This window comes from Comamonas sp. HJ-2, from assembly GCF_053615495.1.
Map to the genome: position 1 here is coordinate 13,967 of NZ_JBSIFD010000006.1, position 19,098 is coordinate 33,064.

The 19,098-nt window shown below is 64.3% G+C and carries 16 protein-coding genes and 1 pseudogene; 2 read left to right on the top strand and 15 right to left on the bottom strand.

Annotated elements, in window-relative coordinates; translation table 11 throughout:
• Positions 1-48 precede the first annotated feature (48 nt).
• Positions 49-2,970: an aconitate hydratase gene (locus ACWGXF_RS07040; protein WP_452101809.1), complete on the top strand. Its 2,922-nt coding sequence runs from the start codon at positions 49-51 to the stop codon at positions 2,968-2,970.
• 73 nt (positions 2,971-3,043) lie between these two features.
• On the opposite strand, the gene ACWGXF_RS07045 is transcribed toward ACWGXF_RS07040, so the two are convergent.
• From ACWGXF_RS07045 to ACWGXF_RS07070, 6 genes are all read right to left on the bottom strand, one after another.
• Complete coding sequence (locus ACWGXF_RS07045) at positions 3,044-3,433, bottom strand: VOC family protein (protein WP_012839226.1); 390 nt, start codon at positions 3,431-3,433, stop codon at positions 3,044-3,046.
• Positions 3,434-3,582: 149 nt separating this feature from the next.
• On the bottom strand, positions 3,583-4,698 hold the full coding sequence (locus ACWGXF_RS07050) for a PepSY-associated TM helix domain-containing protein (RefSeq protein WP_256630980.1): 1,116 nt from the start codon (positions 4,696-4,698) through the stop codon (positions 3,583-3,585).
• 61 nt (positions 4,699-4,759) lie between these two features.
• Positions 4,760-6,976, bottom strand: coding sequence for a TonB-dependent receptor family protein (locus ACWGXF_RS07055; protein ID WP_256630979.1), 2,217 nt, complete (start codon positions 6,974-6,976; stop codon positions 4,760-4,762).
• A 258-nt stretch (positions 6,977-7,234) separates the two neighbouring features.
• Positions 7,235-8,095, bottom strand: a complete 861-nt coding sequence (locus ACWGXF_RS07060; RefSeq protein ID WP_452101810.1) for a plasmid replication/partition related protein — start codon at positions 8,093-8,095, stop codon at positions 7,235-7,237.
• Between the two features lie 155 nt (positions 8,096-8,250).
• Positions 8,251-9,639 carry a prephenate-dependent tRNA uridine(34) hydroxylase TrhP gene (gene trhP, locus ACWGXF_RS07065; protein ID WP_452101811.1) on the bottom strand — a complete coding sequence of 463 codons (1,389 nt, stop codon included), beginning with the start codon at positions 9,637-9,639 and terminating at the stop codon, positions 8,251-8,253.
• Between the two features lie 27 nt (positions 9,640-9,666).
• Complete coding sequence (locus ACWGXF_RS07070) at positions 9,667-10,572, bottom strand: LysR substrate-binding domain-containing protein (protein WP_256630977.1); 906 nt, start codon at positions 10,570-10,572, stop codon at positions 9,667-9,669.
• A 146-nt stretch (positions 10,573-10,718) separates the two neighbouring features.
• On the opposite strand from ACWGXF_RS07070, the gene ACWGXF_RS07075 reads away from it, so the two are divergent.
• Positions 10,719-11,477 (top strand): sulfite exporter TauE/SafE family protein, encoded by a 759-nt coding sequence (locus ACWGXF_RS07075; RefSeq protein ID WP_256631267.1) that lies wholly within the window; start codon positions 10,719-10,721, stop codon positions 11,475-11,477.
• A gap of 73 nt (positions 11,478-11,550) precedes the next feature.
• Here ACWGXF_RS07075 and prfH read toward each other — a convergent pair.
• The 9 genes and pseudogenes from prfH to ribH all read right to left on the bottom strand — a co-directional run bounded on the left by prfH (position 11,551) and on the right by ribH (position 19,084).
• Positions 11,551-12,138, bottom strand: a pseudogene (gene prfH, locus ACWGXF_RS07080) (peptide chain release factor H).
• Positions 12,129-13,283, bottom strand: a complete 1,155-nt coding sequence (locus tag ACWGXF_RS07085) for an RNA ligase RtcB family protein (RefSeq protein WP_256630976.1) — start codon at positions 13,281-13,283, stop codon at positions 12,129-12,131. Before ACWGXF_RS07085 ends, prfH begins: the two are co-directional and overlap by 10 nt.
• A 392-nt stretch (positions 13,284-13,675) precedes the next feature.
• On the bottom strand, positions 13,676-14,839 hold the full coding sequence (gene tolA, locus ACWGXF_RS07090; protein WP_256630975.1) for a cell envelope integrity protein TolA: 1,164 nt from the start codon (positions 14,837-14,839) through the stop codon (positions 13,676-13,678).
• A gap of 77 nt (positions 14,840-14,916) precedes the next feature.
• Positions 14,917-15,348: a biopolymer transporter ExbD gene (locus ACWGXF_RS07095; protein WP_012839211.1), complete on the bottom strand. Its 432-nt coding sequence runs from the start codon at positions 15,346-15,348 to the stop codon at positions 14,917-14,919.
• Between the two features lie 144 nt (positions 15,349-15,492).
• On the bottom strand, positions 15,493-16,197 hold the full coding sequence (gene tolQ / locus ACWGXF_RS07100) for a protein TolQ (RefSeq protein ID WP_003063920.1): 705 nt from the start codon (positions 16,195-16,197) through the stop codon (positions 15,493-15,495).
• Positions 16,194-16,628, bottom strand: coding sequence for a tol-pal system-associated acyl-CoA thioesterase (gene ybgC, locus ACWGXF_RS07105; RefSeq protein WP_034359495.1), 435 nt, complete (start codon positions 16,626-16,628; stop codon positions 16,194-16,196). The genes tolQ and ybgC overlap by 4 nt, the downstream gene beginning before the upstream one ends.
• A gap of 52 nt (positions 16,629-16,680) precedes the next feature.
• Positions 16,681-17,874: a pyridoxal phosphate-dependent aminotransferase gene (locus ACWGXF_RS07110; RefSeq protein ID WP_256630974.1), complete on the bottom strand. Its 1,194-nt coding sequence runs from the start codon at positions 17,872-17,874 to the stop codon at positions 16,681-16,683.
• A 207-nt stretch (positions 17,875-18,081) separates the two neighbouring features.
• On the bottom strand, positions 18,082-18,618 hold the full coding sequence (gene nusB / locus ACWGXF_RS07115; protein ID WP_003063915.1) for a transcription antitermination factor NusB: 537 nt from the start codon (positions 18,616-18,618) through the stop codon (positions 18,082-18,084).
• A complete protein-coding gene (gene ribH / locus ACWGXF_RS07120; protein WP_003063913.1) occupies positions 18,611-19,084 on the bottom strand; it encodes a 6,7-dimethyl-8-ribityllumazine synthase in 474 nt (157 codons plus the stop codon). Before ribH ends, nusB begins: the two co-directional genes overlap by 8 nt.
• Positions 19,085-19,098: the final 14 nt, after the last annotated feature.

A 19,098-nucleotide genomic window follows, 5' to 3' on the forward strand; every position in this document is an offset into this window, starting at 1 on the left:
GGAATGCAAAAGCGTTTTCCCTGTGTTCTGTCCATGGAGAGTCTCACGATGTCGCATGCTTTTGCCAAAACCCTGAAGTCCTTTGAACTGGCCGAGGGCAAGAAGGGCAAGTTCTATTCCTTGCCGGCCCTGGCCAAGCAGTTCCCGGAGATCAAGCGCCTGCCGGTCTCGATTCGTATCGTGCTCGAATCGGTGCTGCGCAACTGTGACGGCAACAAGATCACCGAGGAGCATGTGGCGCAGCTGGCGCGCTGGCAACCCAAGGCCGAGCGGGTCGACGAGATTCCGTTTGTCGTCGCGCGCGTGGTGCTGCAGGACTTCACCGGCGTGCCCTTGCTGGCCGACCTGGCCGCCATGCGCAGCACCGCTGCCAAGTTGGGCAAGAAGCCCAAGTCCATCGAGCCGCTGGTGCCCGTGGACCTGGTGGTGGACCACTCCATCATGGTGGACTACTTCGGTACCAAGAAGGCGCTGGACCTGAACATGAAGCTGGAGTTCCAGCGCAACCAGGAGCGCTACCAGTTCATGAAATGGGGCATGCAGGCCTTCGACACCTTCGGTGTCGTGCCGCCGGGCTTCGGCATCGTGCACCAGGTCAATCTGGAATACCTGGCGCGCGGCGTGCACAAGGCCAGGAGCGGCAAGGGTGATGCGGTGTACTACCCCGACACCCTGGTCGGCACCGACAGCCATACCACCATGATCAACGGCATAGGCGTGGTGGCCTGGGGTGTGGGCGGCATCGAGGCCGAGGCGGCCATGCTGGGCCAGCCCGTGTACTTCCTCACGCCCGATGTGGTGGGCTTCGAGCTGACCGGCCAGTTGCGCGAAGGCGTGACGGCCACCGATCTGGTGCTCACCGTCACGGAGCTGCTGCGCAAGGAAAAAGTGGTCGGGAAGTTCGTCGAGTTCTTTGGCGAAGGAACGCGCAGCCTGTCGCTGCCGGATCGCGCCACCATCGGCAATATGGCTCCTGAGTATGGGGCGACCATGGGTTTCTTCCCAATCGATGAAAAGACCATCGAGTACTTCAAGGGAACGGGACGTACCAAGAGCGAGATTCAGGCCTTCGAAGCCTACTTCAAGGCCCAGCAGCTGTTTGGCGTGCCCAAGGCCGGCGAAATCGACTACTCGCATGTGGTCAAGCTGGATCTGGGCAAGGTGGCCCCGAGCCTGGCCGGGCCCAAGCGCCCGCAGGACCGCATCGAGATCGGCCATGTGGCAGGGCAGTTCGACGAGCTGTTCAGCGCTCCCGTGGCCCAGAATGGCTTCAATTTCCCAGCCGATCAGCTGGTGCGTCGCCACGTGGTGAGCCCCGATGGTCCCGAGGCCTTGCAGCCCGAGAGCAAACCCCTGTCGGCCGGTGCGGAGCGCAACAAGGCCGAGATGGTGAGCAACACGCCCGAGACCGGCAAGGTCGAGGCCAGTGCGATTGCTGTTGATGCCAGTCATGCGGTTGCAGCGCCGGAAAAGAGCTTCGATATCGGCAGCGGCGATGTGCTGATTGCAGCCATCACCAGCTGCACCAATACCTCCAACCCCAGCGTCATGCTGGCGGCGGGCCTGCTGGCCAAGAAGGCGGTGCAGGCAGGCCTCAAGGTCAAGCCGCATATCAAGACCTCGCTGGCCCCGGGCTCTCGCCTGGTCACCCGCTATCTGACCGAGGCGGGCTTGCTGCCCTACCTGGAAAAACTGGGCTTTGCGCTGGCAGGCTACGGCTGCACCACCTGCATCGGCAATGCCGGTGATCTCACCCCCGAGATCAATGCCGTCATCACGCAGAACAATCTGGTCTGCTCGGCCGTGCTCTCGGGCAACCGCAATTTCGAGGCCCGCATTCACCCCAATATCAAGGCCAACTTCCTGGCCAGCCCTCCGCTGGTGGTGGCTTATGCGATTGCCGGCACGGTGCGCAAAGACCTGATGACCGAGCCCGTGGGCAAGGGCAAGGGCGGCAAGGATGTGTATCTGGGCGACATCTGGCCCAGCAGCGAGGAGATTCAGGATCTGCTCAAGTTCGCCATGAATGGCAAGGCCTTTCGCAGCAATTACGAGCAGGTGGCCAGCGAGCCGGGCAAGCTCTGGGAAAAGATTCGGGGTGTGACGGGCGCCACCTATACCTGGCCCGAGAGCACCTATATCGCCGAGCCGCCGTTCTTTGCCGACTTTGCTCTGGATTTGAAAGCACCACCCGAAGACGGGGGCAGCGCTGCAGGTCAGAAAGGCTCTAACTCCAGCGCGGTGCACGGTGCTCGCATCATGGCCTTGTTCGGTGATTCCATCACCACCGACCATATCTCGCCCGCAGGCTCCATCAAGGAGTCTTCGCCGGCAGGCAAGTGGTTGCTCGAGCATGGCGTGCACAAGGCCGACTTCAACAGCTATGGCTCGCGCCGGGGCAACCACGAGGTGATGATGCGCGGCACTTTTGCCAATGTGCGTATCAAGAATCTGATGATCCCCGCCGCAGGCGACGGCTCGCGCGAGGAGGGCGGTGTCACCCTGTTCCGCGACGACCATGGCCGGGCCGAGAAGATGGCCATTTACGACGCGGCCATGAAATACCAGGCCGCGGGCCGTGCCACGGTGGTACTGGCCGGCGAGGAATACGGCACGGGTTCCAGCCGCGACTGGGCGGCCAAGGGCACGCAACTGCTGGGCATCAAGGCCGTGGTGGCGCGCAGCTTCGAGCGCATTCACCGCTCCAATCTGGTGGGCATGGGCGTGTTGCCGCTGCAGTTCAAGGGCAATGACAGCTGGCAAACCTTGGGTCTGACGGGCGAGGAGTTCATCGATGTGATCCCGGCTGCCGACCTGGCGCCGCAAAGCGATGCCCAGCTGGTGATCACCAGGCCCGATGGCAGCAAGAAAACCGTGACCGTGAAGCTGCGCATCGATACCCCCATCGAGGTGGACTACTACCGCCATGGCGGCATCCTGCCCTATGTGCTGAGGCAGTTGCTGGCCTGATGGCGCCCGCTTGCCACGTAAAAAAGGCCTGTCCTCCTCGGAGGCAGGCCTTTTTCGTGGGCTGGCGCGAGCCCTATTTCATCGAGTGCAGGCCAAACATATTGCCTTCGGTATCGATGGCCAGGGCAATAAATCCATAGGGGCCTATGGAGACTTTGTCGCGGTGCAGGCTGCCGCCGTTGCGTGCAACGCGGGCGGCCTGCTCGGCGCAGTCTTCACAGACGAAATAGACCAGCGTGCCGCCGCCGCCAGAGGGGCATTCCGGCATGCGGACCAGCGCTCCGGTGGCACCAGCGTTATCCGGCTGCCCTGGGAAGGCCCACATCTCCATATCGGGGTGCTCGCCGCCTTCCGGCATGGCCAGCGCTTGCAGCTGACAGCCCAGCACGGCTTCGTAGAAGCTCCTGGCGCGCGACATGTCCTGCACGTAGATCTCGAACCAGCCAACGGGATTCATAGCCATCTTCAGCTCCTTGTCTGCTCATCGGTGGAAGTCCAGATGCTGAGGCAGCAGAGGCTGTGATGCAAGCAGACCCGGCCCTTAACAGGGGCTTCGAGCCTGGAACATGGGGCAAGGACCGGGCGCGGGCTGCAGGGCGCCGGCCCGCGCTCTCAGGGCTTTCTCAGGGCGGCAAGCTTTCTGGCCTTGCGGCGGTGCCACCAGAGCCAGATTCCGCTGATGCCCAAGCCGCCCAGCACCAGGCCGTTGAGGCCGGCCAGGATTTCCATCAGCACGCCACCCAGTTCGCCCGTGTGCAGCGGATAGGCCACGGCCACCGCCGCAGCGCCGGGGTCGAGTTCATTCCAGCGCCTGACGTCCAGCACGGCACCGTTGCGCGGGTCCAGCCATACCGAGCTGATGCCGTTGGGGTGCGGCTCGCCCGGGGCGCGAAAGCGGATGCGTACGGCCTGCTTGGCATTGGGCGGCAGCTGCACGAAGCTGGCCTGGGCATCGGGCATGGCCGCGCGGGCCGAGGCCAGCATGGCATCCACATCGGCTGGCAGCGCTTGGGCGGCGCCTTGCACAACCAGTGCGGGCAGCTTGGGTGGCTTGACTGCCGTGCTGCTGCTGAGCACATTGAGCCAGTCGCCCAGCGGTCGCCATGCCATATAGGCACCGGTGACGACTGACACCGCGATCAGCAGGCCCATGATCACGCCGCCGATGCGGTGCATGTCGAACAGGGCGCGCACCAGGCTTTTGTTGAGTTCTATGCGCCAGTTGCCCGGCCAGCGCTTGGGCCACCAGAGAATGACGCCCGTCAGCAGCAGAAGCACATAGGCCAGGGTGGTCCAGGCCAGTATGGCCTTGCCATTGGCGTCGAGCAGCAAGGTGCTGTGCAGCTTGAACAGCGTGTTGACAAAGCCCTCGGTCTCGCCGCGGCGGCCCTGCTCCGCTCCGGTGACAGGGTCCAGGTAAATGGTGCCGCGCCAGTCCGCAGCCTGAACGCGCAGCCACAGGCTGTCCTGCGTCTCCTGAGGCAGCCGGAAGCGCAGAGTGGCTTTGCTGCCGAACTCCTCATGGGCTCTTGTCAGTATCGGCGTCAGTGCTGCGGCCTGCTGCGCATGCGTCGTGCGGGCCTGGAACAGCTCGGGGTGCGCCATGCGGTCCAGTGGCTGGCCGATGATGAGCAGGGTGCCGGTGAGCCCGGCCAGAATCAGAATCCAGCCCAGGCCCAGGGCAAACCAGCGATGCAGCCGCAGCCACAGAGAACGTAGCGAAGTCATTGCGCGTGATGGTGTGATGTCCCGCGTGACCGGTCCTGAGACGGACTCGCGGGGCCGCCGCTTAGAACGGCAGGGTGGCCTGAACGTACAGGGTGCGTGGCATGCCCACGTATTTGCCACCGCCGTTGTTGTCGGTGGAACGGGTGAAGTAGCGGCGGTCAAACACGTTCTTCATGCCCACGGTCAGGCGCAGATTGTTCAGCTCCTTGCCGGCCTGGTAGCTGGTGCGCAGGCCCAGGATGGCAAAGCCCGGGATATCGCCCAGATTGCCATTGGCGTCTTCCTGCGTGATGTAGGGATTGGGCTTGGCGCTGGTGCCGGGCGTGCCGGGCGAGCGTTGCTTGGACTGGGCGTTCAGATCGGCATTGAAGGTCCAGCGCTCCATCGCATAACGTGCCGACAGGCCGGCCGTGTGGCGCGAATAAAGCGGCAGGTCGCGGCCTGCGAAGGGACCGGCCTGGCTGGTGGCCTGGGTGAAGGTATAGCTCATGCCCAGCGACAGGCCCTTGAGTGCCGGATAGTTCTTGCCGAAGTCATAGCGCAGCGCCGATTCCAGACCACGGTGGCGCGTGGCACCCAGATCGGTCCAGATGCCGTTGCCGGTGCCGTCGCCCGGGCGGTCCAGGAACAGCTCCTTGTTGAAGTCGATGTTGAACAGTGTCAGCTCGCCATTCCAGGTGTCGCTCTTGTAGTGCGTGCCCAGCTCATAGGTCTTGGCCGATTCGGGATAGAGCTGGTTGTTGGACGACTGGGCCAGCTGTGCGTACTGCTGGGGCCCGAAGGACTTGCCGGCATTGGCGAACACCGCCCAGTGGCTGTCGACGCGGTAGAGCACCGACAGCGTGGGCAGCCATTCGTTGGCGGCAGCCGTCGGGTAGATGGCCGCTGCGGTCGCGCCCTTGTAGTCCACCACATTGTTGAAGGAGCGGATGCGCTCGTAGCGCACGCCGGGCGTGATGGTCCAGTTGCCCACATCGATGCGGTTGTCGATATAGAAGGCATTGGCCGTGGTGCCGCCCTGGCTGGTCTGGGTGGTGTTCAGCGGCAGGGCCATGGCATCGACCTGGCCGGGCACATAGAAGCCGGAAGTGGCCAGCGCCGTTTCTGAGCTCTTTTCCTTCAGGTAGCGATAGCCAACGCTGACTTCCTGCACCACGGAGCCGGTCTCGAAAATGCGCGAGTAGCGCGGCTCCACGCCGTAGTAGCTGTAGTCGCGCGGTGCGGCCGTGAGGCTGCGCTTGCCGGCATTGGCGCCGGTGGCGTCGCGTTCGATATAGCTGCCGCGGAAGGAGTCCACGTAGTAGCTGAGCACTTCGAAGTTGTTGCGACCGTCCTTGTAGCTGTACTTGAGCGAGCCGTCGGTGCGGCGGCCCGTGAACTGGTCATAGTTGCGCGTGCTCTGGAATGGGGCGGCGGCGTACTGGGCCGTGGTCAGACCGCCGGGCATCTGGCCCTTGCCCTCGAAGTGGTGCAGCGAAGCGGAAATGTTGCTGTTGTTGCTGAGCTTGTAGCTGCCCTTGACCAGCAGATCGTCGATGTCGGTCTTGTCGTTGCTGCTGCGCCAGCCCTTGCCGTGCGTGCCCGAATACAGCACGGCCAGGCCCAGGCCCGACTCGTTGGTGCCGCCCACAAAGAAGCTGGGCGTGGTCTTCACGTTGCCGCCGTGGCTGTAGATCTCGGTGCCGATGGAGGCTTCGGCCGCAAAAGTCTTGGGAATGGCGCGCGTCGTGAAGTTGATGATGCCGCCCACGTTCTGCGGGCCGTAGCGCACCGAGCCTGCGCCGCGCACCACGTCGATGGAGTCCAGATTGCCCAGCGCCACGGGCGCCAGCGACAGCTGGGGCTGACCGTAGGGAGCGTAGGAGACGGGCACGCCGTCCTGCAGCACATAGGAGCGTGGCGACAGGCGTGCGGTCAGACCGCGCACGCTCAGGTTCAGAGAGATATCGCTGCCGCCCGTGCCGTTGCTGTCCTGAACCTGCACACCGGGCACCAGGCGCAGCGCTTCGCGCAAGGTGGCGGCACCGCTTTCCTGGATGCGCTCGCGCTCGACGATGGTGCGGGCGCCTGGATGCTCCAGCACCTTCTCGGCGCTGGACATATCGCCATCCAGCCAGTTGCCGGTGACGGTGACCGAGTCCAGGGCGGCTTCGGCAGTGGCGGTGCTGGCCGTCTGTGCATGAACGGGGCTGGCGAGCACGCCAAGGGCTGCGGCAACGGCAGCGGCGGCGCTGCTCAGGCGAAAAGCGGGGGAGTCGGAAAGATGGAGGTTAGCCATGGGTGTTGTAGGGGAGTGCACACAGCACCTGGCTGGCATGAACAGCGCGCTGCCCCAGCCTTGCGCTGGCGGCATCTCTTGTCTTCAGTCGGGGCCGGAGGGGACTATGTGGCGTTTATTGGCAGGCGCAGATATTAATGAGAATTGCTGTCATTTGGCTGTATGTGGTTATGTTGAGACACAAAAAAAAACAGCCTCCCTGTTCGGCAATCTGGCCGTTCGGGGAGGCTGCGTGCGGGAGCCGGGCAAGAGAGCGGCTTAACCCTGTTCGGCCAGCAGGTCCTGCAAGGTCTTGACCTGCAGGCGCAGGCGCTCGTTCTCGGCTTCCAGCTCGGTGACGCGGGCCTGCAGCTCTTTGGGGCTGGCGGCTGGCACGGCTTCTGCCGATTCTTCGGCTTCGGGCTTGGCGGCCTTGGGCTTTTTCTTGGCATCGCGCACGCGCTTGGCGGCCTGCTTGAGGGCGTCGGCACCTTCGGCGGCCACGGCTTGCTGCTCTTCCTCGGGCAGGGTGGCGACCACGGCTGCGGCATTGAGCGAGAGTTCGCCGGCCTTGACCGCAGCCACGACTTCGGGCGCAGCCTTTTCCTGGATGGTCTCGATCATCTTGACCTGACCGGCCGACAGTCGGGCGGCGCGTGCCAGGGCTTCACGTGTGTCCAGCGCTTCGTCGGGCACCTTGGCCACGCTGGCCAGAGCCTGGGCCACCACGGGGTCGGTCTCGCCTTCCCAGGGGGCTTCCTCGCTGGCCGGCTGGGCGGCCTTGGCTGCGTTCACGGCAGCGGCTGCCGCAGCGCGTCGCTCGGCAATGATCTCGCGCTTGCGCAGCGCCAGCACGCCGCGCTGGAAGTCCGAGACCGAGCGGCGGCCCAGATGCTGGTCGATCATCCACAGATGCACGTCGTCCATGTTCTTGAACTGCGTGGCCTGCACGGTGTTGAAGGGCAGGCCGTGCTTGCGGCAGATGCCGTAGCGGTTGTGGCCGTCGATGAGCAGATCGCCCCAGACCACCAGGGAGTCGCGGCAGCCTTCGGAAAGGATGCTGCGCTCCAGCGATTCGTGCTCGTCCGGGGTCAGAGGGTCGATATAGGCCTTCAGGCCTTCGTCAATCTTCAGTTCCATGTGTGTTCTTCAAATTGAGGAGCTGCTTGCGCTTGTTGTCGTTGGTTCTCAACATGAATTCAATTTGAATCCAAGAGAGGACGAGCGAAAGCAGCTATAGAGAAAAGAGCAACGCCCCAGCGTATGGGGCGTTGGAAAAGCAAAGCCGGTCGAGCTTACAGCAGACGCGAAATCAGCGCACCTTCCACAGGGCCTTCCAGCGGAATGCGCACGCGCACGGGGTTGCCTTGTGCGACTTCCACGGGCTGGCCTTCGAGGTTGAACATCTTCTCCAGCTTGACTTGGCGGTTGCCCTGGGGATGAATCACTTCGATGGTGTCGCCCACGGCGAAACGGTTCATGGTTTCAATCTCGGCCATGCCGTCGGCATAGCCGCGCACCGCGCCCACGAAGTGGCTGCGCTGCAGCACGCTGTGGCCGGTTTCGTAGTTCTGGTAGTCGTTGGCAGGGCGGCGCTCCAGCAGGCCGCCGGTATAGCCGCGGTTGGCCAGACCTTCGAGTTCGGTGATCAGATGCGGGTTGAACGGACGGCCGGCCACGGCGTCGTCGATGGCGCGGCGGTAGGTCTGGGCCGTGCGGGCCACGTAGTACAGGCTCTTGGTGCGGCCTTCGATCTTGAGCGAGTCCACGCCGATCTTGGTCAGGCGCTCCACATGCTCCACGGCGCGCAGGTCCTTGGAGTTCATGATGTAGGTGCCATGCTCATCTTCCACGATGGGCATCATCTCGCCGGGGCGGCCTTTTTCCTCGAGCAGATAGATGGCATCGGCCTTGGGGTGGCGTTGCTGGTCGCCGCAGGTGCTGGTGAACTGGTTGTCCAGATCGTTCTTGGCTTCTTCGAAGTTGAAGCCGTTTTCCATGGTCTGGCCCAGCGCCTCGCCGGTGTTGGGGTCCACGGCCGCGTCATGCGTCTTGTAGTCCCAGCGGCAGGCGTTGGTGCAGGTGCCCTGGTTGGGGTCGCGGCGGTTGAAGTAGCCCGACAGCAGGCAGCGGCCCGAGTAGGCAATGCACAGCGCGCCGTGCACAAACACTTCCAGCTCCATGTCGGGGCATTCCTGGCGGATCTTCTCGATCTCGTCCAGGCTCAGCTCGCGCGACAGGATGATGCGCGAGACGCCCATCTTCTGCCAGAACTTCACGGTGGCGTGGTTGGTGGTGTTGGCCTGCACGGACAGGTGGATTTCCTGCTCGGGCCACTTTTCCTTGACCATCATGATGAGCCCGGGGTCGGCCATGATCATGGCGTCGGGCCTCATGGCGATGATGGGTTCGATGTCGCGCAGATAGGTGCGGACCTTGTCGTTGTGTGCAATCAGATTGCTGGTCAGGAAGAACTTCTTGCCGCGTGCATGCGCCTCGGCAATGCCCTGGCCGATCTGCTCCAGGCGGAATTCGTTGTTGCGCGCGCGCAAGCTGTAGCGCGGCTGGCCGGCGTAGACGGCGTCGGCACCAAAGTCGTAGGCGGCGCGCATCTTGTCGAGCGAGCCGGCAGGCAGCAGCAGTTCGGGGGCTTTGAGGGTCATGATGGCGCTATTGTCCCGCATAGCGCTTTTCACCGTGGCTTGCTAAGGCTACGCGGTCTGTAGCAGCTGCGCGTGCAGTTGCCGCGCAGGCAATGACAGCGATGCCGACCCAGCCGGCGTGCACAGCAGCAGCTGGCGCTGCGCCCAGGCGTCGGACAGCGGCACGGCCGCCACGCCGGTGGCGGCGCCGTGACGCTGCACGGCAGCTAGCGGCAGCACGGCAATGCCCACGCCCTGGCCCACGAGCTGGCACAGACCTTCGAAATGCTGCAGCTGGACCTGGATGCGCAGCAGCCGGTCATTGATCTGCAAGGCCTGTTTCTGCAGCAGCTGCTGCAGGGCGGATTCGCGTGGCAGGCCGACCCAGCTCTCGTGCAGCAGCTCGGCCAGTTTCAGTTGCGAGCGTCCGGCCAGCGCATGGCCCAGCGGCAAGGCGGCGGCCAGCGGGTCCTGTCTCCAGGGTTGGCAGTGCAGGCCAGCCAGCGCCGCCGCGTCTTCGGCATCCCAGGCGGCCACGCCGATATCGCACAGGCCCTGGCGCAGTCCGGCCAGCACTTCGCTGCTCGGGCATTCCTGCAGCTCCAGCGCAATCTGCGGGTGCTGGCGCAGAAAGCCGCTGACGGCCAGCGGCAGATGCTCGCGCACGGCCGAGGTATTGCCGCGCAAACGTATCTGCCCGGCCAGGCCGGCGCCGAATTCACCCATGGCCCCACGCAGCAGCTGCATCTGGCTGAGCACCTGGCGTGCATGCTGGCCCAGGGTGTGACCAGCAGCCGTGGGCTGCACGCCGCGTGCCTGGCGAATGAGCAGCGCCGTGCCCAGAAGCTGTTCCATGCCGCGCACGCGCTCGCTGGCCGAGGCCAGCGTGAGATGGCTGCACTGTGCCGCCGCCGTCAGCGTGCCGCTGTCGAGGATGTGCACAAACAGCTGGAGGTCGGTCAGGTCAAAGCGCATGGAGTTCAAGCCTAAGGTTTATACGAAGTCTGGATTTGAATAATCCTGCTGGTCAAGCGTTCTTCGTAGACAGATTATCGGTGCTATGCAAGAGAAAAATGATTCTTGCCTATGTTTGATGGTTCGGGTAATACGAAGGATTGATGATGTGGAACGAAGGCTGGATGGCTGCGGCAACCATTGCCGTGTTTGGCCTAGCGGGTTGTGTCAAAGGCGTGGTGGGTCTGGGTCTGCCCACGGTTTCCATGGCCTTGCTGGCGGTGTTCATGCCGCCTGCGCAGGCAGCGGCCTTGCTGCTTTTGCCGTCGCTGGTGACGAATCTGGTGCAGATGCGGCCCGTGGCGGGTTTGCGTCCCCTGCTGCAGAGACTGGGCTGGATGCAGCTGGGCATCGTGCTGGGCACGCTGGGCGGCGTGGCCCTCTGGGGCGGAGTCGGCAGCCTGTCAGCAGCCAGGCCGGCTCTGGGCCTGGCGCTGGTGATGTACGCCCTGTGGGGGCTGTCGGGCCTGCGCTGGCAGACGCCGGCGCCGCACCAGGCCTGGCTGGGCGCGGCATGCGGCCTGTTGACGGGCGCCATCACGGCGGTTACCGGTGTCTTTGTCGTGCCAGCCGTGGCCTTTTTGCAGTCGCTGGGCCTGGCCCGTCCCGCGCTCATGCAGGCCATGGGCCTGTGCTTTACCACCTCCACGCTGGCCCTGGGCGCCGGTTTGCTCTGGCAGGGTCAGGGCCTGGGTGCGCAGGCGCAGGAGATGGGACTGGGGCTGCTGGCTTCGGCCCTGATGCTGATTCCAGCACTGGCCGGCATGCACTGGGGCGAGTTGCTGCGCGAGAAACTCTCGCCCGAGCTTTTCCGGAAGCTGCTGATGCTCAGTCTGCTGACCCTGGGTGTCTACCTGTGCTTCTGAGTGGCCGGGGCTGCGGCGACATTGCCCCCGCCCCTGCGTTCGGGAGGAGGGCGGCAATGTCGTCTCGGGGCGGTTAAAGGCGGAAGACCTTGACGGCCTGGCCGCGCTCCACTTCCCAGTGCTGCTGGCTGCGCAGGCGCTGCGCCTGCCCCTCGCTGCGCGCATTGTGCTGCGCCAGCTTGATGGCCAGCAGCTCGCGCGCCAGCCGCTTGTTGGCATGCTGGCTGCGTTCGCTCATGACCTTGACGGCAATCCCGCTGGGCACATGCAGGGCGTGGACGGCCGAGTCCGTGGTGTTGACATGCTGGCCGCCCTTGCCCGAAGCCTTGCAGGACTGGAACTGGATCTCGCCGTCCATGGCCAGCTGGCGCGGGGGCTCGCAGCGCTGCACGGCGACGAACCAGTTCTTGCGCGGATGCCGGGGCCGGAAGGGGCTGGCGAAGATCCACTGGATGGTGCCCAGCCATTAGCGCAGGGCAGGTGTCTCGCGCTCGCAGCGCAGCAGCACCGACCTGTAGCCGGCCGGGGTGCGGAACTCCTCCAGCACCTCGACCGCGAGATCCTCGGCGGCGCAGGCCTGCAGCAGCTTGCGCAGGGTCAGCTGCAGCGCGTATTCGCACTCTGCGGGACCATGGGCCGAGCTCAGTTGCATCAGCAGCATTGCAGGGCTCCCTTCTTGTAGGTCAGCAAGGGCTTGAGGCGTGCAACCAGCTCTACCAGGCCGGCTTGTTGCAGACTGGCGACCACGGAATCCACATCCTTGTAGGCCTGGGGGGCCTCCTCGTAGACCAGCTCGCGGTCGGCGCAGACCACGGCGCTGCCGAAGCGCGTGCGCAGCAGCTCGTCCAGCGTGAAGCGGGGCCGCAGCCGGCCCATGCAGTCCGTGCGAGCCCATTTGCGGCCGGCGCCGTGGGCCAGCGAATCCAGGGCCTCGTGCCGGCCGGCGACGGGCCGCACCAGATAGCTGTAGTCGCCGCGCGAGCCTGGAATGACGACCAGGCCCCGGTCTGCCGGTGTGGCGCCCTTGCGATGCAGAAAGCCATCCTGGCCCTGCCAGTGGTGGGCAAGCACATGGTTGTGTGTGATGTCGAGCACGGCCTCGCCCTGGCTGCGGATCGCGCGCAGCAGGCGCTGGGCGATGCTGCTGCGGTTGAGCCGCGCATAGTCGATTGCGGCATCGTGCTGCAGCAGGTATTGCCTTGCGGCGTCGGTGCCGGCGGCCAGGCCGTCGTGGCTGAAGCGCTGCACATGCTCGCGCAGTATGGCTCCGCCAAGGCCGCGCGAGCCGCTGTGCACCATGAGGTGCACGCGCTTCTTGTCGAGCGCGCCTTCCTCGTAGAGGGTCTCGACCTGCTGCAGTTCGGCAAAGTGGTTGCCGCCGCCTATGGTGCCCAGACTCTGCAGCAGATAGGCCGGATCGGCGACACCGCTGGTCTGCGCGATCTGCTGCAGCTGCTCCATGTCCACCGTCTCCAGCAGCTCCTGAGGCAGAGGGCCGTCGATATTTCCCACGGCTTTTTCGAGCCTGGCGCCTGAAGTCCTGTGCACGGCCAGGTCGGTCGCGTACAGGGACATGCCGCAGCCTATGTCGCCGCCGACCAGGGCCGGGTAGAAGCGTCCTGTCGAGAAGAATGCCGCGCCCACGGGATAGCCCCGGCCTGGGTGCAGGTCGGGCAGGCCGACGGCGGCGCGGATGCCGTCCAGATTGGCGGCGGTGGTGTGAAGTTGCTGGATGGCAGCGTCCTCGATCCAGACGCTGCTGTTGGCGAACACCTTGACGTAGGTGTCCGAAAAAGAATTGCCCATGAATGGCCCTTGGTCGAATGCATGAAATCAGCGATGGGGCAGTCGCGACATGCTCGGCCGGCAGGCATCCGGGAATTCACGCGCAGCGCAAGGCCTGACTCCATACCGTTGATGGGCCGGGCGAGGTCTGCAGCGTGGCGGGAAGCGCTAGAAGGCTTTAGGCGTGCACGACTGCAAAGGGATTTGTCGTCTGGGACATGGCTCTCTCCTTTGCGTGAGTGGGTGAAGCGCGCAATCCTGCATGGAGTGCGGCAAAGAAAGGCATGCTATGGATCGGCGGGCGGCGGCGCAAGCCATGCAGCTCGGTGCGTTGTGGATTGGCCACAGATAGAGAAAAGCCCCGCAGGCCGTGCCTGCGGGGCTTGGGGGAAAGCGCGGGGAGCAGTCCCGCGTCAGTCCTGGGGTCTGAAGCCTATGACCAGATCCGAGGGCACCTTGCCGTCGATATCGCGCGGCAGCTTGTCGGTCTTGTGCAGGGCGCGCACCACGGCCTCATCCCAGGCCGCGTTGCCGCTGGACTTGGAGATCGTGGCACTGGTGATGGTGCCGTCCGGCGCCGTGCGCACGCGGACCTCGGCACGCGGATTGCCGCTGACCGCATCGGGGTAGACGATGTTGGGCTTGACGCGCGCTGCCACCTTGGCCGCATAACCCGCCGAGGGACCGCCGCTGGCACTGCTGCCCGAGCCGCCCGTGCGGCTGCCGCCGCTGCCGGCCTGATCGCTGCCGCCGGAGCCGCCGGCCAGTCCTTGCAGGCGTGCCAGCTCGGCCTTGCGACGGTCATCGGCTGCCTTGGCATCCCTGGCGTCCCTGGCCGCCTTCTCCTTGGCTTCCTTGGCGGCTTTTTCCTTGTCGGCCTTGTCCTTCTCGGCTTTTTCCCTGGCAGCCTTGTCCTTGGCGGCTTTCTCGGCTTTCTCGGCTTTCTCTTTCTCAGCCTTTTCCGCTTTTTCCTTCTCGGCCTTGTCCTTGGCCACCTTTTCGGCCTTTTCCTTTTTCTCGTGCTCGAGCTTTTCCTTGCGTTCCTTCTCCGCCTTTTCAGCCTTCTCGGCCTTTTGTTTTTCCAGCTGCGCCTTTTCGGCCTTTTCCTTCTCGGCCTTGTCCTTTTCGGCTTTTTCCTTGCGCTCTTTTTCGCGCTGTTCGCGGGCTTCCTGCTCGGCCTTTTCCTTCTTCAGCTGCTCCTGCTTTTTCTTTTTGGCCAGGGCAATCTCGGCCTCATGATCGTCGTCATGGGCCTGAGCCTTGGGGGCAGGCGCAGGAGGAGGCAGCGGTGCCACCACGGGCTCCGGCGGAGGTGGTGGCGGCTCGGGAGCCGGAGCCGGCTCCGGCGTGGGCTCCGGAGCGGGAGGCGGCGGTGTCACGGCGGCTGCGGAAGCCGGGGCGGAACTGCTCCAGACCTCGGCTTCGACCATGGCCTCGTCGGCTTCTTTGGGGGGGCGCACCGTCCACAGCAGGGCCGCGATCAGCAACCCGTGCGCGGCCAGGGCGAGCGACCATGAGCGCGCCCGGCCTTTGGGGCGGGGCGGGGCAAACTGATCGCGATCTTGCTGGTTAGGCATGGTGAATTGGTGGTCTGCGCGGGCTGCGGCTTCAAGGCATCAAAGTCGCGGCCGGCGGCAGAGCTTCCTGTAGGGGATCAATTGCTGGAAGAGGAAACGACGCCGAAGGCAATGCGCTTGACGCCGGCCTTGGACAGCGTGGTGTGCGCCTTCATGACGTCGTCAAAAGGCAGACCCTTGTCGGCGATGATCTGGATGGCGCTGTCCTCGCCCTGGCCTTGCTGCCAGGACTGGGCCAGACCCTTGAGGTCGTCGAGCTTGATGGTCTGGGTGTTGCTGCCGTTCTTGAACTGGATGCTGCCGTCCTTGTCGAGCAGCACATAGGCAATGTTCTTGGTCGGCGGGCGCGAGGACTTGCCCGCGCTGGGTACGTTGATGGAGCCCGGCGTGAGCATGGGGGCCGTCACCATGAAGATGATGAGCAGCACCAGCATCACGTCGATGAAGGGCACCATATTGATTTCGTTGACGGTGCGGCGATTGCGACCGCGTGAACTCATGGCTGGCATGGATCACACTCCTTACAAATAGGCTGCTTGGCGCGCAGCCGTCCTGCTTGCGCGAGGCTCAATCCAGAGGCGCAGTGCAAAGGCCCGCGGGCCTTGTGTCCTGTCAAGGCCAGAGGCCTGAAGCGACTCGGGAACCGTTTCATCTCAATGGCCGGAGGCGGAGCCGCTGGCGGTGGCACCGACATTGCGCTGCAGGATATTGGAGAACTCCTCGATGAAGGTCTCTTCCTGGCTGGCGATACGGTCGATGTGGTGGGCGTAGCGGTTGTAGGCCGTCACGGCGGGGATGGCTGCAAACAGACCCATGGCGGTGGCGACCAGGGCCTCGGCAATGCCGGGGGCCACGGTGGCCAGCGTGATCTGCTCCATATTGGCAAAGCCGGTGAAGGCGTGCATCACGCCCCACACGGTGCCGAACAGGCCGACATAGGGCGAGACCGAGGCCACGGTGCCCAGGAAGGACAGGCCGGATTCGATCTCGTCGAGTTCGCGCTGAAAGCTTGCGCGCATGGCACGGCGCGTGCCGTCCATCAGCGTGGCGACATCGCCGATGCGGCGCTCGCGCAGCTTCTGGTACTCACGCATGCCGCTGGCAAAGATGCGCTCCATGGGGCCGCCGGTCTTGGCGTTCTGCGCGGCAGAGGCATAGAGGTCGTTGAGGCTGGTGCCCGACCAGAAGTCCTGCTCGAAGTTGTCGTTGAGCGAGCGCACTCGCTTCAAGGTCTGGGCCTTGCGAAAAATGGTGGCCCAGCTCGCTATGGATGCGATCACCAGGATCAGCATGACCAGTTGTACCACCCAGCTGGCCTGCATGATGAGGCTGAGGATGGACATGTCTTGGGAGTTCATGAAAGTTGCTCCAGGATATGGTTCGGAATTCTCGCGGGGCGCATGGTCTTGCCATCCACCCACCCAATTCGGATGGAGCCCGTGCACAGCGGCGTGGGCTCTTGGGCGTGACTGTCGGAATGGACCAGCAGCGCCTGCTGCTCGATTGTGAGCGAAGCGCGGCCGGCACTTTTCAAGCTAGCGGTAACAAAGAGTTGGTCATCGAGTCGCGCCGGGTGCAGATATTCAAGCTGCGCAGACGTTACGACAAAGATGCCGCCGGTTTGTTCCCGCAACTTTTGCTGGGCGATGCCCAGCGAGCGCAACCACTCGGTGCGGGCACGCTCGAAGAACTTGAGGTAGTTGGCATAGAACACGGCGCCGCCGGCATCGGTGTCTTCCCAGTAAACGCGCATCGGGAATGTGAACACCCCGGCTGCGGCGGCTTGCATGGCATCGGCCCCGTCAGGCAAAGGCGCTGGTTGGCTCTGCATCATCACGGATTCAGCAGAAGAGCTTTTTCATGCGAGCAATGGCTTCCTGCAGCTGCTCCATGGAGTTGGCGGTGGAAAAGCGCACATAGTTCGCCGTCTCGGCCTGACCGAAGTCGCGGCCGGGGGTGATGGCCAGGTGAGCCTGGTTCATTAGCGCATAGGCAAAGTCCCAGCTGCCTTTCACGCCGAGCTTTTCGGCGGCAGCGCGGCAGTCGGCCCAGGCGTAGAAAGCGCCGTCGGGCTTGACGGGCACGGGCAGGCCTATCGATTCGAGAGCCGGGATGAAGTAGTCGCGGCGGGCCTTGAACTCGGCGCGGCGGCGTTCGTATTCGGCAATGCTCTCGGGCTCGAAGCAGGCGAGGGCCGCATACTGCGATACGGTGCAGGCACAGATGAACAGATGCTGGGCCAGCATCTCGATGGGCGCGACCAGCGACTCGGGCACGACCATCCAGCCCAGGCGCCAGCCCGTCATATTGAAATATTTGCTGAAGCTGTTGATGGAGATGATGTCATCGCCCAGCTTCAGGGCCGATTGGCCAAAGGCTTCGTCGTAGGACAGGCCCAGGTAGATTTCGTCGACGATGGTCAACCCGCCTTTGGCGCGCACGACGTCGTGGATGCGGCGCAGCTCATCGGGAGCAATCGAAGTGCCCGTGGGGTTGGACGGCGAGGCCAGCATCACGCCGCGCGTGCGCTCGCCCCAGGCTGCTTCGACCTTGGCGGCGCTGAGCTGGAAGCGCTCCGCCGCCGAGGAGGGGATCAGCACCGGCTTGCCCTCGGCCGCCGAGACAAAGTGGCGGTTGCAGGGGTAGCTGGGGTCGGGCATCAGCACCTCGTCACCTTCGTCGATCAGCGCCAGACAGGCCAGCTGCAGCGCGGCCGAGGCGCCGGCCGTGATGATGATGCGGCGCGCCGGCACGTCCACGCCGAAGCGGCTGGCGTACCAGGCGCTGATGCGCTCGCGCAGCTCGGGCAGGCCCGGTGCCTGGGTATATTGCGTGCGGCCGTCGCGGATGGCGCTCTCTGCCGCTTGCTGCACCAGAGGCGGGGCGCTGAAGTCCGGCTCGCCGATGTTCAGATAGATCATGGGCGTGCCGCTGGCGCTGGACTGGCGGGCCACTTCCTGCGCGTGCTTGGCCATTTCCATGACGTAGAAAGGCTCGATGCGTTGGGCGCGGCGGGAAAGCTCGATGACGGACATGGACGACGTTATTCTTTCAATCAATCAGCGTTCGGGTGCAGTCTGGTGCCGGAGGATGCAGCCGGTGCAGCAGCCTTGCGCCCATAAAAAAACTGCAACCAGCCAGCCGGTGCACGATAGCACCTGCGGCCCTGTTGCAGTATTTGCATTGACTATGCATGTGGCGCCAGCAGGGCCGCGCAGGCACGGCGCTGCAGCTCAAGCGGTTCAGCTGGCGGACTTGTTGGCGCGGTCATGCGCCACTTCGGTGGCGCGCAGCTCGGGAGCCAGTCCGTTGAGCACGGCGTTGACATACTTGTGACCGTCGGTGCCGCCGAATTCCTTGGCCAGCTCGATGCACTCGTTGAGCACCACGCGCCAGGGCACGTCGGGGCAGTTCTGGAACTCGTACACACCAATCCACATGCAGGCATGTTCGATGGGCGAGATCTCGGTCAGGCCGCGATCGAGCTTGGGCGTGATCAGTGCGTCCAGTGCAGCTTCGTTTTCCACGCAGCCGCGCAGCAGTGCATCGTAGTGCACCACGTCGGCCTTGTGAAAGCCGGCCAGATCGCGCGTGAAGCGGTCGATGTCGAGCACCGCATTGCGGCCCACGATGTGCTGATACAGGCCTTGCAGTGCGAACTCGCGTGCGCGGCTGCGATTGGATTTGGAGCCCGCCTTGCGTGCGCCGGTGCTGGTCAGGCCGGTGCGCTTCTGGGGAGGGCGGCGCGAGCCGGACTCGCTGGATTGTTCTTCACTCATGATCGTCGTAGGAGTTGAGCAGATTGGCCATTTCCACGGCGACCTGGGCGGCGTCGCGGCCCTTGTCTACCTGGCGGGCAATGGCTTGCTCCATGTTTTCAGTGGTGATGATCGCGTTGGCGATCGGCAGGCGGTAGTCCAGGGACAGGCGTGTCACGCCTGCGCCCGATTCGTTGGCTACCAGCTCGAAGTGGTATGTCTCCCCACGGATGATGCAGCCCAGCGCCACCAGGGCGTCGTACTGATCGGTGTCGGCCAGTGTCTGCAGCGCCACGGGCACTTCGAGTGCGCCGGGGACGGTGACATGGTCGATGTTCTCGCTCTTCACACCCAATGCCAGCAGCTCATCGCGGCAGGAGGCAAACAGGGTGTTGGTAATGCTTTCGTTGAAGCGTGCTTGCACGATGCCGATCTTCAGTTCGGCGCCGTTGAGGTTCTGGCCTTGGCCTTTTTCTGCGTTTTGCATATGGTGTTCCGTCT